Consider the following 19282-nt stretch of genomic DNA (forward strand, 5'->3'; position numbering starts at 1 on the left):
CCCTCCTGACTTTATAAATCAAAATTAAAATCGACCAGCTTTTCGGCAATGTCGTTGAATGCTTCTTCGGATTGATTGAAATAACTCTCCCATATGCCTTTGCTCCAAATCTCCACCCGGTTTGACACGCCAAGAACAACACAATCCTTGTCCAGCTTGGCATACTCTCTTAAATTGCCCGGCAGATTTACCCTGCCCTGTTTGTCCAGTTCACATTCGGTTGCACCCGAGAAAAAAAACCGGGTAAACGCACGTGCATCAGATTTCATCAATGGCAGTGCTTTGAGCTTCTGTTCCATGACCCCCCACTCCTCCATGGGGTACACGAAAAGGCACTGGTCCAAACCCCGTGTGACAACGAAAGACGGTCCCAGAGATTCGCGGAATTTAGCCGGAATGATAACCCGACCCTTATCATCAATGCTATGTTGGAACTCCCCCATAAACATTGGCCCACTCACTCCTCACCCGTTTCTCCCACTTTGCCCCACTTTCCACCACCTAAGCATAATAGATTCGCACAAAAAAATCAAAACCCTTCTTGCATGACTTGATTTTTTAAATTTTCAGCATAAAAAAACGTCCTTGATCCTGTCACTCAGGATCAAAGACGCTTCCCGTAAACGGGCAATCGTATGTCTACCCGCACATGAGCCATATCATCAATAAACCATTCTATACCTATTGAATCATTTCATCAGCTTGTAATTATTGGATAAAGCTTAAAATTTCCAGCTATCCAGGTATTTCTCTTGCTCAGCTGACAAGGAGTCGATGCCAATATTCAGGCTTTCAAGTTTATAGCTGGCAACCTGCTGGTCAATATCATAAGGTACATTAACAACGTTATTACCCAAGTTTTCATAATTTTCACTTACATAACGCAGACCAAGTGCCTGCAGGGCAAACGTCGTATCCATGATTTCGGCAGGGTGACCATCTGCTGCACCCAGGTTCACAAGACGACCTTCTGCAAGAAGGTACATTTTACGACCATCTTTGAAGCGATATTCCTCAATGTTGCGACGAACTGTGCGAATCGATTCCGAACGTTTAGCCAGTTCAGGTTTATTCACTTCAACATCAAAGTGACCTGCATTACTCAGGATCGCTCCGTCCTTCATCACATCGTAATGCTCACCTGTGATAACATCCTTATTGCCTGTAACTGCAATAAAGAAATCGCCCAATTTGGCGGCTTCTACCATCGTCATGACCCGGAATCCGTCCATGTGTGCTTCTACCGCTTTGATTGGATCGATCTCGGTTACGATCACATTTGCACCAAGACCTTTGGCGCGCATCGCTACACCTTTACCACACCAGCCATAACCTGCTACCACTACGTTTTTACCAGCGATAACTAGGTTGGTTGTACGAATAATCCCGTCGAATGCAGATTGTCCCGTACCGTAGCGATTGTCAAACAGATACTTGCAGTATGCGTCATTAACCGCAACCATCGGAAACTTCAATTGGCCTTCTTTCGCCAATGCTTTCAAACGAATAATACCCGTTGTCGTTTCTTCTGCTCCTCCGCGAATGGTTGCTGCGAGGTCAGGGCGCTCGGATGCAATGATGGTTGCAAAGTCTCCACCATCATCAATAATGAGATCAGGCTTCACCTCAAGCGCACGCAGTTGCAATGTTTTGAATTCCGCAGGCTCCGGATTGTACTTCGCATACACCGTAACGCCGTCTTCCACCAATGCTGCGCAAACATCATCTTGTGTAGACAATGGGTTGCTGTGCGTAATCGTTACTTCCGCCCCACCCGCTTGGATCACTTTTGCCAAGTAAGCTGTTTTCGCTTCCAGATGAAGACAAATGGCAACCTTCAAACCTTTGAAGGGCAGATCCTGTTCGAACTGGCGACGAATGCGGTTCAGTACCGGCATATGCGCTTCTACCCAATCAATTTTCAGGTGACCCTCTGAAGCGAGTCCCATATCTTTAACAATACTGTTTTGCAATGCAGGTGTAGTCATTTCATATCCTCCTCATTTATGTGTTTCTTCTATTATAAAGGGCTCTACAGTGCAATAACCTTATGCTCTCCAAGGAATTCACTTGAGTCCTTAATCAGTTCATCGATCCACTCGGTGCCATAACGATTCAGGTAAAAGAGTGCATTATGTACTCGTTCCTGTGGTTTGCCCGTTGGGAATAAGGAGTTCTGAATGCCGTTCCAGTGCCTTAGACTCACATTGTGTTTATCTTCGATAGCTTTGTGAGTCTGCTGTTTCAGATACTGCATTTGCTCGTTGATTTTACTCAAATTGGTATCGCCAATTCGTTCCAGCCCCGGATGAATCTCTGCGATCTCATCTAGCAACGGTCCATACAGATCAAGAAACGCCTCCTGAACCTTGTCAAACTGTTCATCTACCTGGAACGTCTCCTGCTGTGCGAGCCACTGCTCCTTCTTTTCTTCTATATGATATTGAACATCTTGAAAAGAAAGCCCATATTGTTTCATATGTTTGTGATGAATATCTTCCATAATGGTGAAAGACAACCGCGGCAACAAAATGGGCATTTGCAGGCCGAACTGACGGAATGCCTCCCGAGTCAAACCCCAATATGCAATTTCACCTTGCCCCAAAATAACAGCGGCTACAGGCAGCACGGAATCTTGCATTAATGGTCGTGTCAGTACATTGTTACTGAAGCGCTCCGGATGTTCTCCCAGTTCCTGAAGCAAACGTTCCTCTGTAAAAGAAACCAAACCTTTGCGATCACTATATAACCCGTCCTTCAACAACAAGAGTAGACGCGCACCTTCATGAATGTAGAACAGATTGGCTCCATCCTCTGCTACTTCGGCAGGCATAGCATAACCAGCTTGTTGTACCTGCGAAGCACCTTGTGTGTATGCGTTGCGCAGCACTGCATTTTTTCGTATCAACCGCTCAAACACGGGCTGTTCCAACCTGCGTAAATCTGGATCCGATGCATCCATTAGAACAAGTCCACTGCTGGCAAACAAGGCAGATATCATGCGGGCAAATGCATCACTCAGATTTGAACTGGATTGATGGATCTCTGTGATACATTTCATCAGTCCTGGTTTATGTATCGTATCAGGTAAAAGATGTTCCACCTGTTCGAGTACATTCATCCACTGCTGTTTATCCACATGAACATTACTCACAGAATCCCTTCCTGCGAATCGTCCTTGTAACTTAACCTTCTTCATGTCTCCCTGATGATCAGGTAGATATGTGTGGTTAACCTCATCCCAGTCATGGTCTTCACCGGCAATCCAAAATACTGGGACTACCGGGCGTTGAAGTCTTTCTTCCGCTTCACGCGCAGCTGCCACTACGCTGGCGGCTTTGTATATGACGAACAGGGGTCCGGTGAGCAGACCGCTCTGCTGTCCTCCTGTAACTACGAGTGCATCTTGTTCTGCAAGACGTGTGATAGACGCATGAACCTCTCCATGGTCGTTCACCCGCTTATTATATATACGTAAATACTCTGCCAGATCACGACGATCAATACGTGTGTTTTCCGATTGGTCCAGCCACTCGGCACGCGCCTGAAGTCCTGATTCCCAGCGAATGTCATACTCGTAAAGGCCACGCGCAGCATCTCTTGAACAGATATATTCTTCTGCAAGTCTTGATCCGCTGCGGAGTGCCTCGGTAATACCGTTCATGAGGTCTGCCTCCTATTCTGCTTCAAAGAGCCTTTCTTGATTGTACCGAATTCAAGGCCGCTTCGTCAAAAGAAAGTGATTAAAATACGAAAAAAACCGCCGAACAAGTCGGCGGCATTTAATACATCAATAATAGCATATCGCTTTAATATTCCTATTATACGTAAGGTTCTGCAACCCAGTGACCTTTGGAAACCTCAATCAATTGAGCATTTTCCAGGTTGTACGGGTCATTTGCAGGACCACCAGATCCATTCTGAATCGGGCTCATATGCTCTTCCGGCAGCAAGATGCGACGTTTGTTCGCTTCCACTTCCGGATCAGGTACAGGGATTGCTGAGAGCAATGTTTTGGTATAAGGGTGGATAGGGTTCGCATACAGTTCTTCACTTTCTGCGAGCTCAACCACTTTACCCATGTACATTACAGCGACACGGTCACTGATATGTTTAACCATCGACAAGTCATGCGCGATAAACAGGTAAGTCAAGCCGAGACGTTGCTGAAGTTCTTCAAGCAATTTCACGACCTGCGCCTGAATGGATACATCCAGTGCAGACAATGGCTCATCACAGATGATGAATTTAGGGTCTACAGCAAGTGCACGCGCAATCCCGATCCGTTGTCTTTGACCACCGGAGAATTCATGTGGATAACGAAGAGCATGACTTGGATTCAAACCTACCAGATCAAGCAGTTCCTCCACTCGTCTCTTGCGCTCTTTAGAGCTGGAAGCCAGACCATGAATATCGAGGGACTCCCCGATAATATCCATAACATTGAAACGCGGGTTAAGAGATGCATATGGATCTTGGAAGATCATCTGCATATCTTTACGCATTTCTTTCATTTTGCGCGGGGACAACTTGTAGATATCCGTTCCGTTGAAGTTAACATTTCCGCCAGTTGGCTCATAAAGACGCAGAATGGTACGACCTGTTGTGGATTTACCACAGCCAGACTCGCCTACAACGCCAAGTGTTTCACCTTCAAAGATATCAAAGCTTACGTCATTGACCGCTTTGAGAATGTTACCTTTACCCAAATTAAAGTACTGTTTCAAGTTTTTCACTTGTACCAGAGGCTTATTGCTGCCTTTGATAATACCAGCCGGAGCTGGTTTTTCCTTTTTGGGCTCGTTCAGACGAGGCAAAGCATTCAGCAATTTAATGGTGTATGGATGTTGAGGGTTACTAAAGATTTCAGCAGTTGTTCCTGTTTCAACAACTTCGCCTTCCTTCATAACAACAACACGGTCACACATACCCGCTACGACACCAAGGTCATGCGTAATCAGCATGATCGATGTTCCCAGCTTTTGCTGCATGTCTTTCATGACATCCAGAATTTGAGCCTGAATTGTAACGTCAAGTGCAGTTGTCGGTTCATCCGCAATCAGAAGGGATGGACGACATGCAAGTGCGATCGCAATCATGGCACGCTGACGCATACCACCAGAGAATTGGTGTGGATAATGATTCATGCGAATAGCCGCATTTTTAATACCTACAAGTTCAAGCATCTCCAAAGCCGCTTTATTCGCCGCTTGTTTGGACATGTTCTGGTGCTTGCGCAATACTTCGGTAATTTGTTTACCAATTTTAATAGTAGGATTCAATGAAGTCATTGGATCTTGGAAGATCATACCGATATCTTTACCACGAATCGCTTCCATTTGTTTGTCTGTCTTATTCAGCAGGTCTTGCCCGTGAAAAGTAATTTCTCCGCTTTTGACCTTCGAAGGCGGGGAGGGAATCAATTTCATGATGGTTTGGGCGGTAACACTCTTACCACTACCCGATTCACCTACGATCCCCAGCGTCTCTCCTTTGCCAAGTTCAAAACTCACATGTTTAACGGCATCAAATTCACCAGAACGTGTTGAGAACGACACACTCAGGTCTTTGACAGTTAAAATCGGCTCCATAATCCCACCTCCTGTTTCTATTTACGTAATTTCGGATCGAGTGCGTCACGCAGACCGTCTCCGAGCAAGTTAAATGCAAGCATTGTAAGAACCATCAGACCTGCTGGGAACCACATCCGCCACGGGAATAGCGTCCAGCCTGTAAGTGCATCATTGATCATAGAACCTAGTGAAGATCTTGGTGCTGATACACCCAATCCAAGGAAGCTCAGGAACGCTTCGGCAAAGATTGCATTTGGAATGGACAACGTCAATGTTACAAGAATCGGTCCTATTGCATTGGGCAACAAATGACGGAACAATTGACGCCCTGTGCTTGCTCCCATGGACCTTGCAGCAAGAATAAAGTCTCTGTTTTTGAGTTGCATAATTTCACCACGCACAATCCATGACATGCTGATCCAGCCTGTGATGGTGAGGGCAATGATAATCGTTGTTAGACTTGGTTCCAGTACAACCAGTAACAAAATTACAACAAGCATGTACGGCAAGGAGTAGAGGATTTCAGAAAACTTGTTCATAATTCCATCTACACGTCCACCGTAGAAACCCATGATCGCTCCATAAATAACCCCGATAACAAGGTCAATCAAGGCTGCGGCCAAACCTACAGTAAGGGATACACGTGCTCCTACCCAAGTTCTTACCCACACGTCGCGACCAAGCTCGTCCGTACCGAACCAGTGCTCCGCACTCGGTGCTGCATTGGCATTCAACAAATCATTGGAATAATAATTATAACTTGTAAACAAAGAAGTTGGACCAATCAAAGAGAAAATCACGACAAGAACCAACACGCTCAGACTGATCATTGCAGCCTTATTGGTTGCAAGTCTGTACATGGCATCTTTAAAAAGGGATACACTTTCTTGCGGTTTAACCGCTGCCTGACTAGTCAGGTTCGTGTTCGCCGTTTCATTCTTTTTATTATTCGTGCCAGACAACGTTATGCCCCCTTCCGGCTTTCCAGCTTAATTCTAGGATCAATCAGCACGTAAGCGATATCCGTAAAGAAACGAGCCAACATCAGGAGGATACCATAGAAAATTGTAATCCCCATGATCATAGTGTAATCACGGTTTGTGATACTCTCTACGAATACTTTACCAATTCCCCCGATGTTAAAGATCTGTTCAATTACAACGGAACCTGTGATGATATTCGCTGTCATTGGACCAACATAAGTTACTACTGGTAGAATACCGTTTCTTACAACGTGTTTAAACATAATTGCAGGCCATTTCAGACCTTTGGCTTTAGCTGTTTTGATATAATCAGCATGTAAGACTTCAAGCATGCTCGAACGCGTCAAACGAGCGATAAATGCAATCGGAGATGCAGATAACGCTGCAACCGGAAGAACGTAATCCAATGGACCATCAAAGCCCATAACGTTAAACCAGCCTAATTTAGTAGCAAAGAGATACTGCAATAGTGACGCCAGCAAGAAGCTCGGAACAGCTATACCTATGACAGCCAGGATCATCGTGATATCATCAATGAGTTTACGATGGTAAACTGCAGCAATAAGCCCCAGCAGAACACCCACGATAATGGAGATAACAATTGCAAACACGCCAAGCTTCAACGAAGCGGTGAATGTTTCGCCGATCATTCCGGCTACATCTCGATTGAGATATTTCATTGAGACTCCGAAATCTCCCTTAAGGATTCCACCCATATACTTCAGGTATTGTTCATACATCGGTTTGTCCAATCCATACTTCTGTTCCAGCAAGACCCGAATTTCAGGCGATACTTTTTTCTCGGATGTAAAAGGGTCACCCGGAATAGCCTTCATCAGGAAGAAGGTTGCAGATGCGAGTATGAAAAGCGATAGCAGCATAAATAATAGTTTTTTCAACACATACTTAACCAACCCTTGCACACCTCCACAAACAATATTTTGTATACAAATCGATTGTAGAATTAGACAGAAATAAAGTCCAATCCATTTATCGGAAATTTCAAGAATTATAAGGAAAATCGGTGCACATACAAAAAATCGGGATATATATGGAATTCCACATATATATCCCGAAGTATTCATATTAGACTTCAGAACAACTTATTTCTCTTCCAGATATGCACGAGTGTAGTCAATAGCTCCACTGAAATCAAGTTGTACGCCTTTCAGGTAAGGCTTAGTCAAAGATACGTTAGTGTAATAATAGATTGGCATAACGCCCATTTCATCTTGAATCAGGATTTTCTCAGCGTCAGCAAATGCAGCCATACGAGCAGCTGGATCAGCAGATTTTACAGTTTCTTTAACATCTTTGTCATACTGTTCGTTGCTGAATTTGGAATCATTGTTTGTGTTTCCAGTAGTCCACATTTCCAAGAAGTTGTATGGATCGTTGTAGTCAGCAGACCAACCTGCACGAGCTACTTGGAAGTTTTGGTTTTGACGGTTCTCAAGGAATACGCCCCACTCTTGGTTTTCTGTTTTCACATCAACACCAAGATTTTGTTTCCACATGTCAGCAACCGCCAAAGCGATTTTCGCGTGACCATCACTAGTGTTGTAGATCAACGTAACAGCTGGCAATGTTGTGTAACCTTCTTCTTTCATACCTTCAGCAAGCAATGCTTTAGCTTCTTCCACATTTTCTGTGAAGTAATCGTCTTTGTGCTCATCACGGAATTCGCCGTTTTCACCACGGATACCTGGAGGTACGAAGCCGAATGCTGGAATTTGTCCACCTTGTGTAACTTTGTCAACAATCAGCTGACGCTGAATTGCCATTGCAAATGCTTTACGGATTTTAACGTTGTTAAATGGTGCTTCGTTTACGTTGAACTGATAGTAGTACGTACTTGCAATACCAGTAGCTTTGAACTCGTCCGGCAATTCCGCTTTTACAGAAGGAATTTGGTCGGATGGAATTTCACCGTTAGGTGCACCAGTGTAGTCCAATTGTCCTGATTTGTAAGCTTGCAGTTCGGAAGCACTGCTGTTTGTCAGAGACATATCGATTTGAGCCAATTTAATATCGGCAGCTGCATGGTAACCATCGTTTTTCTTCACAACAATTTTTTGACCTTTAGAGTATTGATCCATTACAAATGGTCCGTTAACGATCATGTTTTTGTAGTCTGTGAAGAATTTGTCATTGGTGTCAGCAGATGCATGTACTGGGTAGTACGTGTAGAATGCTGTCAGACCCAAGAAGTAAGGTGTTGGGTTTTCCAATGTTACTTCCAATGTGTGCTCATCAGTAGCTTTAACGCCTACTTGTGAGAAATCTGTGACTTTAGTACCTTTGTATGTTTCATCTTTGCTGAGGTTGTAACCTTCAGCGCCTTTAATATAGTACAATTGGTATGCATATGGAGAAGCTGTTTCCGGTTTCAAAGCACGTTCCCAAGAACGAACAAAGTCTTCGGCAGTGATTGCATCACCGTTACTCCATTTAGCATCCGGGTTCAGGTTGAAAACATATTTCAAACCATCTTCGGAGATTGTCCAGTCTTTAGCTACGCCAGCTTGTTCTTTGCCATCAGCATCGATGCGTACAAGACCTTCATACAAGAATTTCAGAACTGTGTTGGTTTGGCTGTCTTTTGCTTGAGCCGGGTCCAACGTAGGAGGTTCAGCTGACAGGTTGATTTTCAGAATTTGATCTTTAGCAAGACCATTTCCTTCGCTTGCAGAACCAGTATCGGTGTTACCTGTGCCTTCGTTTTTCGATCCGCACGCTGCAAGTACGGTACCGAACGCCAAAATCAGCGTCAAAAGGACTAATAGACTTTTCCTTTTCATCTAACACGTTCCCCCTAAATTGATATGGTTTATATGTTTATAGATTATACAACCACCGGTCAAAAAAATCTACATTACTTTTTCAGAAAGTAATGTTTTTTTCAGTTTTCGACAAAATCGACACATTTTTTAGCCTTTTTGCGTTATGTATCCTTACATCTGTTGCATGAAGTATCTAAATAATCCAAATAAAGTAAACAAAACATACCCGAAACTCATGATGACGAAAGACATGCGCCATACGGCCCGGAACATTCTACCCCTATCAACCTTCCCTTTTAGTCGATTTTGCGCACCCCCGATGAATCCAAGTGCTACTAGTATGAGTATTAATGTCAGATAAAAACCAAAATTCGAATCAAATGTTAAGTTGAATAACGCTGAAACTGAAAATACAAGAAAAAAAGTGGTTACATCCATTGCCATTCGCAATGCTTTGCGTTTGTCTTTTTTCCACACATACATTCCCCAATAAACAAGAAAGAACGGAAAAAAGGGCAATATGCTCAACACAATAAAAAGTCCCATTCATTCACTCCTTCCGGTTGCATTCCTTCAATCAGATGAAGCAGTATTTCATGTGTAGGTGCAACAAGGTCCAACTTCTGTGCCATTCTTACAATATGACCGTTAATTGACCTCACTTCTGTACCACGTCCAGCGAGAACATCTGCAAGCATGGAGGAAGTATTCGTGGCAGTAGAACGACAGACCGATAGTAGTTGATCCCACATATCCTGATCCAAACATATTCCACTTGCAGAATAGATTAACAATACTTCATCATATAACTGGCGCATTAACCTCTTTCGTTCTTCCTTGACGATCAATTCTCCATTAGGGATTCGCCATAGTGCTGTAAGCGGGTTAATGACTGCATTAATCAATAGTTTCCTGTATATCAGCTTATCGATTTCATTCGACACTGTACAGTCAAATCCTGCCTGCTGCAACGATCCCGACAGAGTAAATGTTCTCTTCTCCTCTATAGAGGTAGAAGCTACTATATGTGTGTTGTACCTCCCCAGCCTGGTTTCACCTGTACCTGCACGAATCACCTGACTTTGTGTACGCTTCGCACCTTCTGTTGTAACCGCACTACACAGAAGCGACTTTGGCAAAGCTGCGTGAAGTTTTGCCAGGTGGCCCATCCCATTCTGAAAACAAGCGATATTCACCACATGATCTTGTAATGGACTAATCTCATGAATGAAATCATCAATGCTTGTCTGCTTAACCATGAGCAGTAACCATTCTCCTGGTGTGTTCTTCCAAGTGTCAGTCAGCTCACTTACTGGTTTCGCCTGTATTTGATCCGGTAGAATATGTATCTCCTCGTCTTGTTCCACAATGGTTACTCCATTATGACTGAGGAGGTCTGCCTGAGCTGTTGTTCTGGTCCAAAATCTGACCTGGTTACCTGATGCCAGCAGTTTCCCGCCATACAAAAGACCAAGTGCCCCCGCTCCTACGATGTCAATGATCATATGATGCACTCCTCTCCGCTTCAGTAGTTGCCTTCTAATATCTATAATAGAACAAAAACACCAAACTAAAAACCCGTCATACCTGCCGTTGTGTAACGGAGGTGTGGCGGGTTCATACCTGACTTTCACAAATCAAACGTCTGAACTTGTTATTCAATTCGTTCCAGATTCCCGTTGGCATCCATCTTGAAACGTGTCTTAAGTTCCTCTTCTTCTTCGGACAAAAATGCGAGTCTGCGAGCCCGATCCATAATCTGAATCAAAGCTTTGTAGTCGTCATTCACCACACGGTAATCCGTCTGTACTTCATTCACTTCCTTGGAGAGACGGTCATTCTCAAGACGTAGTTCAAGCAATTCATCTTCTTTCTCCCGAAGCTCCTTCTCCAGCATCTTGAGTTGACGATTACTCTCCTGCACTGTTCCCTTCCATTGTCGCAGGAAGCGGATTACTGCATCCATCGATAATGAATCGTCTGAGATCCCATCTGATTTGTACAGATGTTCTTCAGTGTCCAGTGTAGACAATGCTGCAACCTGTGGTCCGAGCATAGCTGGCTGCTTTCTGAGATAACTTCGTTTTTGTCGTTGTGCCTTGGCGTTACTGATGGCCGAATCATACTTTTTACGTACACAACTGTTCCAGCGAAAACCGCATGCGGCAGATGTTCTGCCTATTTTTTCGCCCACCTCTTCAAAAGCGGCCAATTGTGTACTGCCTTCCCGAATATGACGCAAAGTAACCTCAGCCAATATCAAATCGTCCTCTGTACTCCAAGCATCCTGTCTCACTGCAGTCATGCTATAATACCCTCCTAACAACATCCTAAAATAACCGTCCGCATTACCGGAAGCCCGGTATGTGAATTAGGTATAAAAGCTGCTTCATTCATTCTTATGCCTCTCATAGAGTTCATAGAATTGATTTCATACTAAAATGTATTTCCACATTCAGGCTTGCTCATACGTGACATATGCAAAACATATCCCTCTATACTTACTTTTAGCAAAAAAAGAATTCGCTTTCATATCCAAATTTGTTTACACGTTTTTCCTTTCCCGGTATAATGTTGTGTAGACAATCTATGAACGTACTTAGGAGAGGAGGATTTACCGTGGCACGCATGTTTCGGGTACTCGGGTTCTTCACGCTTGCAATTGGCCTGATGGCTTTTGCGGGAGATCTGGTCGAAATGGCTTTGCTTTTTTTCCTGCAGACTGCGTTTTTTGTCATTTTGGGATACTTGAAATTTACCGAGCGAACGTACATATTGCTCTTCTGGGGTTATATGATCGTAACATTCACGGGGTTCAGCTACTGGACCGTATTCGAAATGGGGTTGCCGCTCTAATCCACCTGCAGCATCAAAGTGATCCGATATCTGTCGGGTTGCTTTTTTGTTGTGTTCAGATTAAATGAATGTTCGTGGTGTTATGTAACCACTAAGGATATTTCACGTATTTGTTTCATATATTGTCTGGAAGGCAACCAGCCTGTACGATAGTCATTTAAGAAGTGGAAAGGAGAATGGATCGGTGAAACGTCAATACGGCATTGCCGCCTTTATATTATGCATCATTTTATTCCTCCAGCTACCTTTAGCCCATGCCTATGGAGAGTCTTCACCTGAGGATACACGTGAGATATTGCAAAAAAGTCTATCTATTGTTGAAATCGATCACGAAATCGAACGCATCGCCGAAAGGCAGAAGCAGCTGGCTCAACAATACGAGACATTATCCGTCCAGCTTCAGGAACAGGAAGAACAGATACATATTCAGCAAGATCGGGCCGGAGCTGTAGTAAGATCCTACTACACAGGAGAACGAGACAGCCTCCTCATGACGGTCCTGGGAGCCAGGTCATTCAAAGACCTGTTTGTACTGTATGATTATTACCAGATTATTATCGGACGGGATCAGGCTGTGCTGGACAAGTATCAGGACCGTTATCGCAACCTGCAACAGACTTCCACTCAGATTCGTCAGACTACAACAGAATTAACCGAAATGAAGACTAATCTTCAAAACCAGCGGGAACGTGTAGTCACCTTGCAAAAAGAAATGGATGCCCAAATAGCCACCAGCGGAGATGCGGCAGCGATTCAGAAACTGATGGATGAACTTACCCTTTATTGGGAGAATATCGGCATCTATGAGGTGAAACGATATTTCAAAGCTTTGGCATCTGCCATGCAGAACCTGCCCGATTTTATCCAAAAACAAAACGGAGGCATATCCACGACTGGAACAACCTATACGATTCGAATTGGGCAGGATGAGCTTAATGCATTTCTGCGTTCCCAAAATTCAATCTTTGAAGACTTTGCCTTTCAGTTTAACCAGGATAAGATTATAGCTTCCGGTCAGCGGGATCAGTTGCAATTAAGCATTGAAGGACATTATACGGTAGAAAATGAACCTCAAAACTCCATTCGTTTTCATGTGGACAAACTTGTATTCAACCAGCTTGAATTACCAGATACGACTCGTGGAATGCTGGAAAGAGAATTTGACCTTGGGTTCTATCCGCAGAAAATCCTGTCGTTTGTCAAAGCAACCGATGTTTCAACAAATGAAGGCGTACTGGAAGTAAAACTAGCTATATCATTTTAAAGAGGTTGAACACGAACTTAAAGTTAATTCGTCGTTTTAATACTGTCTACGTATTGATTCGCTGTAATTTCTCCCTTTAAGAATTGTTGTACTTTTTGATGAAAACGAGTTATTAGAGCATGACTTTTGATCGTTGCAGCGGGGACATCTTGGGTGGTTGAGAACCAGGATTGTCCCTTTGTCATGTCATAACGTCCAACGAGTTTCTCAGACTCCAGATCCAGTTCCTGCTGCTTTGCGGGCAACCGGTTAACCTGTTGGTACCATTTCAACTGTGTCGTAGCGGACGTCATTCCTTCAATCCATCTACTGGCCTCCTCTGCCTCAACGGAACCCGCAGTAATGACAAGGCTTCTAGATTTTACAGTATCCAAGGTTTCGAAAGAAATCCGCTCCAAAGAATCTTTATCAACTGTACTCGCTTGATCCGCATTTAATAATTGAGATAACAATGATACAACCATCGGTGTGTCGTTCGGGTCAGCAGTCGGAGAGAACCCCGAATTGGTAGAATCAAGCCTAATAAGGGGCTGAATCTGATTCATCAACTGAATCCCCTGCTGAAGATCCCCCGTTTGCGAATCTATTTTCGTTCGTTTAACTTGATCTGGTGCCATCCTCGGTTCCAAATGATTCAGCCACGCATTCGTTCCGTACATATCATTGATGTTCATTGTAATTAAAGGGATGCTTTCCGCAATGGCTTGTTGAGTAAGTTTGACCCACTGATCTTTATTGCGAGGTAATGACTCCAGACCAGCTCTCTTCAGAAATGAAGATTGTGCAGCCAGAATGTACGGATCAAAATCAAAAGGCATTCCCCACTGATAACCATTCCACTCTGTCATTCCCCGTAACCCCACTATCGTATCTCCTAGTGACTTTGATAATGTTGTTCCATTTAACGGATACAAGTACCCTTTTTGGGCATAGTATTGCACTTCCTCACTATCAAGCAGAACAACATCACCGTTCTCTCCCAGTGAAAATTCAAGATCCAAAACTTGTTTATATGTATCCGGCTTCTCATTCCGAAGATTAATCTCTACCAGCTGGGAAGCAGCAACTTCTTTGGCTATTTTTTGAAAAGCTTGAAACTCCTCATCCGACATGGCCACTACAATCTCCAGCAGAGCTTGAGCATCTTCATTACGGGACGAAGACCCAGGAAAAGCATCCTTCTCCTGATCGCGTTCCTGATTAAGCTGTGAACCTCTAAAGTCAAAACTCGGTGACAAGATCGTTAACGAAAGCAGCAATACCGCGAACAAAACAACCTGATGTCTACGCTTCATTAACTTCCCTCCCCGCTCACCTAGTTTTTTCCTGCAGCAATTATTGTAACAAATAAGTAGTACTCTTGTCCTACCCTGCCGAAAAACACTTTTTCGGATTTTTGCATAATACGAGCATATCGTGTTCTGTGTAATAACGCTTACTTATTTTTTCAGCAAAAAGCCGGCTCCAGGAGCCGGCTTCGATAACAACATTTTCCGGGAAATAAATCCCCTAAATATTACAATAAATCAGCTGCAAGTTGTGCCAGCTTGGACCGTTCTCCTTTTTCGAGCATGATGTGTCCGCTGATTCCCTCTTGTTTGAACCGTTCCACGATATAGGTCAGACCGTTACTGGCAGAATCAAGATACGGATGGTCTATCTGTTCGGGGTCTCCCATCAAAATAATCTTACTGCCTTCACCGACCCTTGATACAATGGTCTTCACTTCGTGGCGCGACAGATTCTGGGCTTCATCAATAATGATAAACTGTCCAGGTATCGATCTTCCACGAATATACGTTAAAGCTTCCACCTGAATACTGCCAAGCCCCATTAGAATTTTATCGATATCTCCGGCTTTTTTGGTATCAAACAAAAACTCCAGATTATCATATATCGGCTGCATCCAAGGACGTAGTTTTTCTTCCTTCTCACCAGGCAAGTAACCGATATCTTTCCCCATCGGAACGACAGGACGAGCGATCAACAGTTTTTTGTATTTATGATCATCCTCTACCTTAAGCAGACCTGCTGCAAGTGCCAGCAAGGTTTTCCCTGTTCCGGCTTTACCGGTGATGGTAACAAGCGGGATGTCATCATTCAAAAGCAGTTCCAATGCCATGCGTTGTTGTGCGTTACGTGCACTAATACCCCAGACATTATCATTACTGAGGAAAAGCGGCTCCAGCTTTGTTCCCTCTGTGTTCACTTTAAGCAAAGCCGATTTATTGGTTCCCATCTCATCCTTGAGAATGACAAATTCATTCGGATACAACGAATAAGACAACTGCAACGGTTTGATTGGTAAAAAACGATATGTGTAAAACTCATCAATCACTGACGGATGAACTTTTAGGGCCGTATAACCTGGATATAACTCACTGAGTCCTGCCGTCCGATCTGATAAGTAATCCTGTGTAAACAGACCAAGTACATCCGCTTTGATACGCACAAGTACATCTTTACTGACAAGCACGACCTGACGTTCGACTACTTCCTTTTCGTTCTCCTCAATCTGATAATTCAGTGCGACAGCCAAAATGCGATTATCGTTGGACACTTCACCGAACATTTCCTGAACTTTCACGAAACTCCGATGATTCAGCTCTACTTTCAGGTTACCTCCATTAGCCAAAGGTACCCCACTGTGCAGGTGACCCAGCTCACGTAATCCATCCAACAGTCTGGACACATTACGGGCATTACGCCCAATTTCATCGGCATTTCTTTTTTTGGAGTCAATCTCCTCCAGTACAACCGCGGGAATGATTACCTCATGTTCCTCAAAGGCAAATATGGCATTGGGGTCATGCAGAAGCACGTTGGTATCCAATACAAAAATCTTTTTCATTCAATCCCCTCCAAAGCGGCGTCGTTAAAGGCATGGATAGTGTGATCTTTCAGCAGCGGCATGGACAATCATGATCCCATACATAAATGTATTCGACTAGGGCAAAATAATTGTCAACCATTCTGAAAAACTCCAAGAAAGGATGAACATTTATGAAAAAATGGGTTTGCACGCTGCTTCTGATCTTTATACTTACAGGTTGCAACAGTTCCACACGCAGTGCTTCACAGGAGCCACATACCTCGCATCCAAGAAGTTACGGAGGAAATATAACAACTCAGCAAGATCAAAGGAAAGGATCTCACATGCTTAATGCACAGGAAGATCGGATGAATCCTTCACGTTTGGACCGCCTCAATGAGGATACAGGTGAAGTCCATGATACCAACATTGCGGATGATGCAAAGAATGGCCGTATGCCCAATGAAAAACGAATCAATCACCTTAAAGCCCTTGCCAAGCAAGTGGAAGGTGTTGAAGATGCGAACTGCGTCATACTCGGTAATACAGCCGTAGTTGGCATCGATGTTGATGGTGAACTGGAACGTGCTCGGGTGGGTACCATTAAGTACGCTGTTGCCGAAGCACTTCGCAAAGACCCCGAAGGTATAGATTCCATCGTTACTGCTGATGCAGATGTCACTGAACGAATTAAAGAAATCGGTGAACATATTCGTCAAGGGCATCCAATCTCCGGTTTTGCTTCAGAACTTGCTGACATGGTGGGACGAATTATCCCTCAACTCCCGAAAGACGTCAAAGTCCGTCAAAATCCGGATGAACCCGTGAATCAAAAACAACAAATGCAGCAGCTGCATTCATCTGACAAAAGACAACAAAAAGCCCAGTGATCTCTCACTAGGCTTTTTTCATGGCAGCAAAAACCTGCTCATCTAATTTCTCAGCAGCACGCTGATCATATATTTTGACATATTGAGGCACAGAGGACAATTGAGCGCCGTAAAACAGAGCATTACTCACCGCTTCAATTGTAATGTCGAAACAGCACATATTAAATGGAACGTCCTGCAGCGGATCTTGTCGTACCGCAGCACGTCCGTTCACTGCGTACACCGTCTCTTCTCCAAAGACAGTCACTGTAATGAGCGGATTAGTAATCATGTTATTCACTAAACGTGAACGATGATCGATCGCTAAACGAAAAGTAGAAGCATTCTCCGCATAAATCCAGGAGATGGCTGTTGAAGTCGGACCTCCGGATTCTACATCCACTGTGCTAAGAAGCACAAAGGTCTCATTCTTGAATTGCTGTAAAAGAGATTCAGTTAATTGTGTGACGGCTTCGGACATTCAACCAGCCCCCTAACCTTCTTTATGCAATTTTTGTACTTGGTTTATGTTATTATAGCATACCGATTAACGTGCTTCCAATCCCAAAAGAATGAAGGTTATTCGCCTGAAGGTGAAGCCGTTACTTTACCTGAAAGTGTATCTTGTAAAGCCTGCTTTGCATTGGCGAGTTCCGTCTCATTAATATACACATATGGACTTCTCCACTCTCCGGTAACCGGAGTATAGTGCACATCCGAAGTGGAAATGTTCCAATACGTCGAGATAAAGTTTTTCATTTGTTCCGATTCCACATCTGTCGTCATATTGTTGTCAACTGCACCAATCACTTTGCTGATCTTTGTAATGCCTCCAAGAGATTTCATCTGATCCAGCATGGAATTCAGCACTTGGTTTTGACGTTTGTTACGATCAAAGTCGTTGGATTCATCAGTCTTTGGATTACAATTGGATTTGCGGTAACGAACAAAATCCAGTGCTGCTTTACCATCGAGATGTTGTGCGCCTGCGACCAGATTGATATCTGTACCATCGGCTGTATCTCTATAACACATATTTTTATCCACAGTCACATCCACGCCACCCACGGCATTGACAGCATCACGGAATGCCTGGAAATTCAGGACGGTTGTATAATTAATATCTACATCCAAATACTTGCCCATCATTTCTTTCATCTGATCCTCTGCATTTTTGCCAGTGGTTTTTTCCTGTGCTTTGAATCTTGGATAATAGGAATTCAGCTTGTTGGATTTGTACCCATCCAATTGAATACGCGTGTCTCGAGGCAAAGATACAATGGTTGCCGTCTTGGTCTCCGGATTTAACGAAGCCACCATAACAACATCCGAGAGATATGTGCCAGTTTCAGGACGGTTATCTGTGCCTAATAACAGCATCGTGATCGGTTTGGTTGTGGCTGACATCCCGGGAGGTACCGGTTTATCGATGCCTGTATCCACGACTTGATTGTATACCCAGTACGCATATCCACCGCCTACCACAATGGCAATAACCAATAGACTTAAAAGGATTCTGCCAAAAGCATTCATTCTCTTTTTCTTCTTAGGCTGCTTGCCCTTGCCATTCTTCGATCCAGAAGCACCGGATTGCGTTGGTGCCTGTCTCCGTGGAGGCAGTCCGTTCGAATTTGAGTTCATATCTTCAACACCTTTATCACATCTGTTTTTGTCTAAATAAAAGACAACCGCTTTCCCTAAGGAAAACGGATGGTCTGTACAAGACAGGATTTATGAGTTTCGAGCGGCAGCTTCCGCTTTTTTCTTTTGACGACCTTCAATAAAATAACGCACTCTCACTAACAACATCAAACCAACCGCGACCAACAAACATTGAATGATGGGCAGCTTGTCGATCTGAAAAATAAGAAGCATGAATGTGCCCATCGCCATCAAAATATAGAGAACGATTTCCTTACCCAGTGGCAATTTCTGACGTACCCGAAACACCTTGTTATATACGTAAGTAATCAATACAAAGATGACGATGTAGGCTACGATCGGGTGTGATGCGAACCATGCTTGCATGCACAGCCAGCTCCTTTCGTGTTCATGCTAGGATATAAGTTAACTGGTTGATGGAATCCCCTCTAGCAACTTAGAGAGCCCAGTACGTGCGTCGTGACCGTTTCGGTCTCAGCT

Annotated in this window: 18 protein-coding genes; 3 read left to right on the forward strand and 15 right to left on the reverse strand. The window is 43.8% G+C overall.

The window, feature by feature from the left end; genetic code table 11:
* Positions 1–11 precede the first annotated feature (11 nt).
* The 10 genes from mraZ to NST33_RS21855 all read right to left on the reverse strand — a co-directional run bounded on the left by mraZ (position 12) and on the right by NST33_RS21855 (position 11644).
* A complete protein-coding gene (gene mraZ / locus NST33_RS21810) occupies positions 12–449 on the reverse strand; it encodes a division/cell wall cluster transcriptional repressor MraZ (protein WP_017687291.1) in 438 nt (145 codons plus the stop codon).
* Positions 450–722: 273 nt separating this feature from the next.
* Positions 723–1988, reverse strand: coding sequence for an adenosylhomocysteinase (locus tag NST33_RS21815; protein ID WP_221822023.1), 1266 nt, complete (start codon positions 1986–1988; stop codon positions 723–725).
* A 44-nt stretch (positions 1989–2032) separates the two neighbouring features.
* The gene (gene bshC / locus NST33_RS21820) at positions 2033–3664 is read right to left on the reverse strand and encodes a bacillithiol biosynthesis cysteine-adding enzyme BshC (RefSeq protein ID WP_221822021.1); all 1632 of its coding nucleotides are present in this window, start codon (positions 3662–3664) and stop codon (positions 2033–2035) included.
* A gap of 157 nt (positions 3665–3821) precedes the next feature.
* Positions 3822–5591 carry an ABC transporter ATP-binding protein gene (locus tag NST33_RS21825; protein WP_339305041.1) on the reverse strand — a complete coding sequence of 590 codons (1770 nt, stop codon included), beginning with the start codon at positions 5589–5591 and terminating at the stop codon, positions 3822–3824.
* 17 nt (positions 5592–5608) lie between these two features.
* On the reverse strand, positions 5609–6535 hold the full coding sequence (locus NST33_RS21830) for an ABC transporter permease (protein ID WP_017687287.1): 927 nt from the start codon (positions 6533–6535) through the stop codon (positions 5609–5611).
* Positions 6536–6537: 2 nt separating this feature from the next.
* The gene (locus NST33_RS21835) at positions 6538–7470 is read right to left on the reverse strand and encodes an ABC transporter permease (RefSeq protein WP_076211567.1); all 933 of its coding nucleotides are present in this window, start codon (positions 7468–7470) and stop codon (positions 6538–6540) included.
* Between the two features lie 189 nt (positions 7471–7659).
* Complete coding sequence (locus NST33_RS21840) at positions 7660–9357, reverse strand: peptide ABC transporter substrate-binding protein (RefSeq protein ID WP_221822019.1); 1698 nt, start codon at positions 9355–9357, stop codon at positions 7660–7662.
* A gap of 153 nt (positions 9358–9510) precedes the next feature.
* Entirely contained in the window at positions 9511–9885 is a 375-nt protein-coding gene (locus NST33_RS21845; protein ID WP_036614898.1) for a DUF3397 domain-containing protein, read from the reverse strand.
* Complete coding sequence (locus NST33_RS21850) at positions 9864–10844, reverse strand: 2-dehydropantoate 2-reductase (protein WP_339305043.1); 981 nt, start codon at positions 10842–10844, stop codon at positions 9864–9866. Before NST33_RS21850 ends, NST33_RS21845 begins: the two co-directional genes overlap by 22 nt.
* Positions 10845–10993: 149 nt before the next feature.
* A complete protein-coding gene (locus tag NST33_RS21855) occupies positions 10994–11644 on the reverse strand; it encodes an RsfA family transcriptional regulator (RefSeq protein WP_076211575.1) in 651 nt (216 codons plus the stop codon).
* Between the two features lie 314 nt (positions 11645–11958).
* On the opposite strand from NST33_RS21855, the gene NST33_RS21860 reads away from it, so the two are divergent.
* Both NST33_RS21860 and NST33_RS21865 read left to right on the forward strand, forming a co-directional pair.
* Positions 11959–12195, forward strand: coding sequence for a DUF2626 domain-containing protein (locus NST33_RS21860; protein ID WP_017687281.1), 237 nt, complete (start codon positions 11959–11961; stop codon positions 12193–12195).
* 184 nt (positions 12196–12379) lie between these two features.
* Positions 12380–13459: a hypothetical protein gene (locus NST33_RS21865; protein ID WP_339305046.1), complete on the forward strand. Its 1080-nt coding sequence runs from the start codon at positions 12380–12382 to the stop codon at positions 13457–13459.
* A 23-nt stretch (positions 13460–13482) separates the two neighbouring features.
* On the opposite strand, the gene NST33_RS21870 is transcribed toward NST33_RS21865, so the two are convergent.
* On the reverse strand, positions 13483–14754 hold the full coding sequence (locus NST33_RS21870) for an extracellular solute-binding protein (RefSeq protein ID WP_339305048.1): 1272 nt from the start codon (positions 14752–14754) through the stop codon (positions 13483–13485).
* Positions 14755–14975: 221 nt separating this feature from the next.
* Positions 14976–16310 (reverse strand): PhoH family protein, encoded by a 1335-nt coding sequence (locus NST33_RS21875; protein ID WP_024628438.1) that lies wholly within the window; start codon positions 16308–16310, stop codon positions 14976–14978.
* A 152-nt stretch (positions 16311–16462) separates the two neighbouring features.
* Here NST33_RS21875 and NST33_RS21880 point away from each other — a divergent pair, with 152 nt between their 5' ends.
* A complete protein-coding gene (locus tag NST33_RS21880; protein ID WP_221822012.1) occupies positions 16463–17161 on the forward strand; it encodes a YhcN/YlaJ family sporulation lipoprotein in 699 nt (232 codons plus the stop codon).
* 7 nt (positions 17162–17168) lie between these two features.
* Here the strand turns inward: NST33_RS21880 and NST33_RS21885 are convergent, their stop codons facing one another.
* The 3 genes from NST33_RS21885 to NST33_RS21895 form a co-directional block, all read right to left on the reverse strand.
* Positions 17169–17621 (reverse strand): pyridoxamine 5'-phosphate oxidase family protein, encoded by a 453-nt coding sequence (locus NST33_RS21885; RefSeq protein WP_221822011.1) that lies wholly within the window; start codon positions 17619–17621, stop codon positions 17169–17171.
* Positions 17622–17719: 98 nt separating this feature from the next.
* Positions 17720–18781 carry an LCP family protein gene (locus NST33_RS21890; RefSeq protein WP_221822010.1) on the reverse strand — a complete coding sequence of 354 codons (1062 nt, stop codon included), beginning with the start codon at positions 18779–18781 and terminating at the stop codon, positions 17720–17722.
* 90 nt (positions 18782–18871) lie between these two features.
* Positions 18872–19168: a YlaH-like family protein gene (locus NST33_RS21895; RefSeq protein WP_036614990.1), complete on the reverse strand. Its 297-nt coding sequence runs from the start codon at positions 19166–19168 to the stop codon at positions 18872–18874.
* Positions 19169–19282 lie beyond the last annotated feature (114 nt).

Origin of the sequence: Paenibacillus sp. FSL L8-0435 (assembly GCF_037965655.1) — a bacterium.
Lineage (GTDB): Bacteria > Bacillota > Bacilli > Paenibacillales > Paenibacillaceae > Paenibacillus.

Excerpts from the sequence above, each read along its gene's own strand:
- NST33_RS21870 (WP_339305048.1), bottom strand. The coding sequence starts at position 14,754 with ATGAAGCGTAGACATCAGGTTGTTTTGTTCGCGGTATTGCTGCTTTCG.
- NST33_RS21825 (WP_339305041.1), bottom strand. The coding sequence starts at position 5,591 with ATGGAGCCGATTTTAACTGTCAAAGACCTGAGTGTGTCGTTCTCAACA.
- NST33_RS21815 (WP_221822023.1), bottom strand. The coding sequence starts at position 1,988 with ATGACTACACCTGCATTGCAAAACAGTATTGTTAAAGATATGGGACTC.
- mraZ (WP_017687291.1), bottom strand. The coding sequence starts at position 449 with ATGTTTATGGGGGAGTTCCAACATAGCATTGATGATAAGGGTCGGGTT.
- NST33_RS21840 (WP_221822019.1), bottom strand. The coding sequence starts at position 9,357 with ATGAAAAGGAAAAGTCTATTAGTCCTTTTGACGCTGATTTTGGCGTTC.
- NST33_RS21850 (WP_339305043.1), bottom strand. The coding sequence starts at position 10,844 with ATGATCATTGACATCGTAGGAGCGGGGGCACTTGGTCTTTTGTATGGC.
- NST33_RS21855 (WP_076211575.1), bottom strand. The coding sequence starts at position 11,644 with ATGACTGCAGTGAGACAGGATGCTTGGAGTACAGAGGACGATTTGATA.
- NST33_RS21880 (WP_221822012.1), top strand. The coding sequence starts at position 16,463 with ATGAAAAAATGGGTTTGCACGCTGCTTCTGATCTTTATACTTACAGGT.
- bshC (WP_221822021.1), bottom strand. The coding sequence starts at position 3,664 with ATGAACGGTATTACCGAGGCACTCCGCAGCGGATCAAGACTTGCAGAA.
- NST33_RS21875 (WP_024628438.1), bottom strand. The coding sequence starts at position 16,310 with ATGAAAAAGATTTTTGTATTGGATACCAACGTGCTTCTGCATGACCCC.
- NST33_RS21890 (WP_221822010.1), bottom strand. The coding sequence starts at position 18,781 with ATGAACTCAAATTCGAACGGACTGCCTCCACGGAGACAGGCACCAACG.
- NST33_RS21895 (WP_036614990.1), bottom strand. The coding sequence starts at position 19,168 with ATGCAAGCATGGTTCGCATCACACCCGATCGTAGCCTACATCGTCATC.
- NST33_RS21845 (WP_036614898.1), bottom strand. The coding sequence starts at position 9,885 with ATGGGACTTTTTATTGTGTTGAGCATATTGCCCTTTTTTCCGTTCTTT.
- NST33_RS21885 (WP_221822011.1), bottom strand. The coding sequence starts at position 17,621 with ATGTCCGAAGCCGTCACACAATTAACTGAATCTCTTTTACAGCAATTC.